Source organism: Bradyrhizobium sp. WSM4874, from assembly GCF_055811835.1.
Map to the genome: position 1 here is coordinate 1 of NZ_JBVVPR010000116.1, position 3537 is coordinate 3537.

The window sequence follows — 3537 nt, forward strand, 5'->3', positions numbered from 1 at the left end:
AAGAGATGGTGCGATCGATCGACCCGAGACGCGAGTAAATCCGTGCGACCCATTGGCTGTTCAAGGCCGCTGCGGTGATTGGAACTCGTGTTGCGGAAGCCATCTTGGCCAGTGGCTACCAAGCTGCACCCAACAGGCCGCACATATGGATGCAAGCGATCCGATCAAACCTCACAAAGCTCTTGTGCCACGGGGGCCGTCCACATATGGGTCGCGGCCGGCATGATCGAGGCCAACAAGGGCTTCCGACGGTTGAAGGCGCACAAGCAATTGTCGTTTCTGCGTGCGGCCCTTCAGGCTCACCACGATCGCATGACGATCAAGCCCGTTGCCCACGTCACGAGGGCCGCGTAACATTCATCCCGGCAACGTCGGCCCGACGCAGTTCAACAGCGATCGGGACATCTCCAGTTAATCGACTGGCGCAATCCGCAGCACACGCGGCGGCCACAGAGCGCAGGATAGGCTCAAAAACGTTCTGAGGTGCGGAAGAAAAGACGCCTCAAATCACCTCTTTTCCCATCGGGGCCTTGGGTGACGGCCTTGGATCGCTGCCAGACGACGTCGAAACCCTGCAAGCGGCATTGCTGGGGAGGCTGCGGCCGCCCGTGCCCGGCAGTCCGACGACCAGGCGTTGATCGCCCATCTGAAGCTGCAAATCGAGAACTTAAGCGCGACCGCCATGGTCCGCGCTCGGAGCGTACCGCGCGGCTATGCAGCATGCGATGCCGGTCGGCTGGCCTTTTGCTAGTAGTTGTCCCGCGGTCCGTGGCCCTGCAGAATATTCGATCCTCGATTGATTGACCCGGGATCGGAGCACCTGACGCGCCTGCATCAGGGAGTCAACTGGAAGAATCCGCAGCGTTCGGAGGCGCCATGAGACGTACGATAACGGCAAGATGTTGCTTCACGTCGTTACCTAATTTACGCAAATCCACTGCATCCTTATACTTTCCGACGTCCTCGCGGAGGTGTACGGCGTTTGGTCCCGAGCGCCGAGACGAATCAGGTGATCATCACCGACGATCTATCGACGTCTCTTAACGCCCCACCGGTTGTCGCCCTCGGACGCGCTGCCCGCTGGCGCAGCAGAGATGCCCTCATGAGGAACTCGCCGTCATCGAATGCCGCATCATCTCGCCGCCTGCCATTCCGAACTGACGCGGGTTGACGCCATTGAGCACCGGCCGCCATCCGAGGCCGGCTACGACTAAACGACCATCGTCCAAGCATCTGCGACGGCCTCGTTGCGTTAACGCCGCGAACGTGAGGTGCCAATGCCTTCCTTCAATGCCTCATTGAACCCTGGGAAGCAATCTCACTGGCCGATTGCACGGAAGCTGGCGTAAGATCAAGATTGCCGATTAAGGCCACAATAAAATCGGTCTGGCCTCGTGAGAAAAACAGCCGGCTTTGTTGTTTTCCAGCGCCTATCGGCTCGAACGCAGGAAGTTTCGCAATGGATTTACCCATCGCAGGTGTTATCAAGGACAGCTACGAGCGGATGCCGCGACAAATGAAGGTCGCCGCACGTTGGTTGCTCGATCATCCAGCAGAGGTCGCATTGCTGTCGATGCGGGAGCAGGCGCGGCGGGCGCGAGTACCGCCGGCCACGCTTACGCGGCTTGCACAGCGTCTCGGCTTCGAGGGATTCGACGGCTTGAAAGAGATAGTCGCGGATAGCATTAGGGAGCGCCCCGAAGGCTTCGCGGGACGTGCAGAAGAGCTATTCGCACGACGAGAGGCCGAGGGCGATGCCCCCCTTATCGGTGATACGATCGACGCCTTGCATAGCCATCTAACGGACCTCCTCCGTCCCTCCGCGATTGCTGCATTTGCAGCTGCAGCCGATTTGATCGTGGAGGCGCGTCACATTTTTTGTCTCGGTCTCCGCTCAAGTTTTCCTGCAGCATATCTGATGCATTATGTCGGCTCATTGCTCGGGTCGCCCACGGTACTGATCAACGGAATAGGCGGAACGGCCAATGACGTGCTGCGGTCCGTCGGTCCACAAGACGTTTTATTGGCGGTTACTGTTAGCCCCTACACGCGCTACACAGTTGAGGCTGCGGAGTTTGCGGTCGCCCGCGGTGCGAAGCTCATCGCAGTGACCGACAGTGATCTGTCTCCAATTACTAAGCTTTCCGAAGTTGTGATTCCTATCAAGACCGAAACGCCATCGTTCTTTCATACAATGACTCCAGCGATCGCGGCGGTGGAGTGTCTCCTGGAGCTAATCGCGGCCAAGCGCGGCAGCCGCGCGCTTGACGCGTTGGCAGCGAACGAAGCGCATCTCGCAGCATTCGATACTTATGTCCTGAAAATACCGCGCAAGCACGGTCCGCGCCCCGGCCGGGGCGAGCGCCACGCGGCCGCCTCTCGCGGGAGGCATCGCCGAAGCAACATGGCGACCCACAAACCTTGAAGAAAAACTCCCCTTGTACCGGCCAGGTTAGCGCGAACGAAATCCATCCCTGAACCAGGTGGCTAAAATGGAGTCGACTGTGGCTGGCCACCGACGTCAAGGCTCGTATTCGCCACCCAGAGCCTCTCCTTGTCCCTGATTAGGCGTTGGTTCCGAATCCGCCCCGTCAGCCCGGTCATGGAGCTGCGAGAGCCGGGGGTCAGGTGCGGCCAAGACCTCGCATACAGTGGCCAAAATGCGCTCGCGCTGAACGAAATGATGCGAATGTTGCAAGTTGCGCAACAACGGTCTGAATGCGCCAAATATCTTGTGCGCCGCGGCCCTTCGGCTCCGGCGAACGGGACGGGCCCTGCTAGCGACTGGCGGGGCGATTCGGGTATGAGGCATGACAATGAGTCGGCGTGCGACCATGATGGGAGGCGGAGCGCCGCCTTCGTGGGGAGTGGCCAGGGATGGAGCTATGCGGAATTTTGGGCGACGAGGCGATCAGGCGGCGTGGTTTGCCGTCATGTGGATGACCTCGATGCCGTCGTTGAATCTGACACCTGCAATCACCTCCGGCAACTGATTTGTGCCTTTGAGCCGCCGCCAGGTCTTTGATGCGGCGATAATCAGCTTGAACACCATCAGCCTGGCGGTCGTCGACGACAGCGGTCCTTTCGTCCGCACGGCTCTGTGCCGCACGGTCGCGAACACGCTTTCGATTGGGTTGGTAACCGGTATAAGATTCTCGGTGCCGATGTTCGGCTGCGGTTTTCAAGATCGTGGCGTAGGGTGCGACCATCCGGGACAGAGGCACCGGGAGCACGAAGGTGTGGGCAGGCCGATGCGTACGATGAGGGCGAGCTCGAGTTAGTAGCTGGCCGCCTCTACGATTAGCCCGGTTGCGCCGTGAGCGCGGATCCGTAGTTGGTCGTCCGTTAAGAAGCCGAATTGAGCGGGAGCGGACAGGCAAACGTATGCGATAGCTGGATCAGGAAGAGGCACAAGAGTTCTCTGAGCCAGGCGAGGATACGGCGGAAGTTGTGGTCGACTGCTGAGAGCACGACGTTGGCGGCGTCGCCGGCGCGGCCTTTGAGATAGCAGCGGCCAAGGTGACAAAGCTGGCCCGG

General features: G+C 59.9%; 1 protein-coding gene and 4 pseudogenes. 3 read left to right on the top strand and 2 right to left on the bottom strand.

Annotation, left to right across the window (positions count from 1 at the left end; translation table 11 throughout):
* Positions 1-207: 207 nt before the first annotated feature.
* From AC0L3P_RS39395 to AC0L3P_RS39405, 3 genes and pseudogenes are all read left to right on the top strand, one after another.
* Positions 208-354: pseudogene (locus AC0L3P_RS39395) on the top strand (IS256 family transposase); the annotation flags it as partial.
* Positions 355-530: 176 nt separating this feature from the next.
* Positions 531-714, top strand: a pseudogene (locus AC0L3P_RS39400) (IS66 family transposase); the annotation flags it as partial.
* Between the two features lie 745 nt (positions 715-1459).
* Positions 1460-2425, top strand: a complete 966-nt coding sequence (locus AC0L3P_RS39405) for a MurR/RpiR family transcriptional regulator (protein ID WP_473309386.1) — start codon at positions 1460-1462, stop codon at positions 2423-2425.
* A 486-nt stretch (positions 2426-2911) separates the two neighbouring features.
* On the opposite strand, the pseudogene AC0L3P_RS39410 reads toward AC0L3P_RS39405, so the two are convergent.
* Together AC0L3P_RS39410 and AC0L3P_RS39415 are read right to left on the bottom strand one after the other, a co-directional pair.
* Positions 2912-3139, bottom strand: a pseudogene (locus AC0L3P_RS39410) (IS256 family transposase); the annotation flags it as partial.
* 206 nt (positions 3140-3345) lie between these two features.
* Positions 3346-3537, bottom strand: a pseudogene (locus tag AC0L3P_RS39415) (IS5/IS1182 family transposase); the annotation flags it as partial.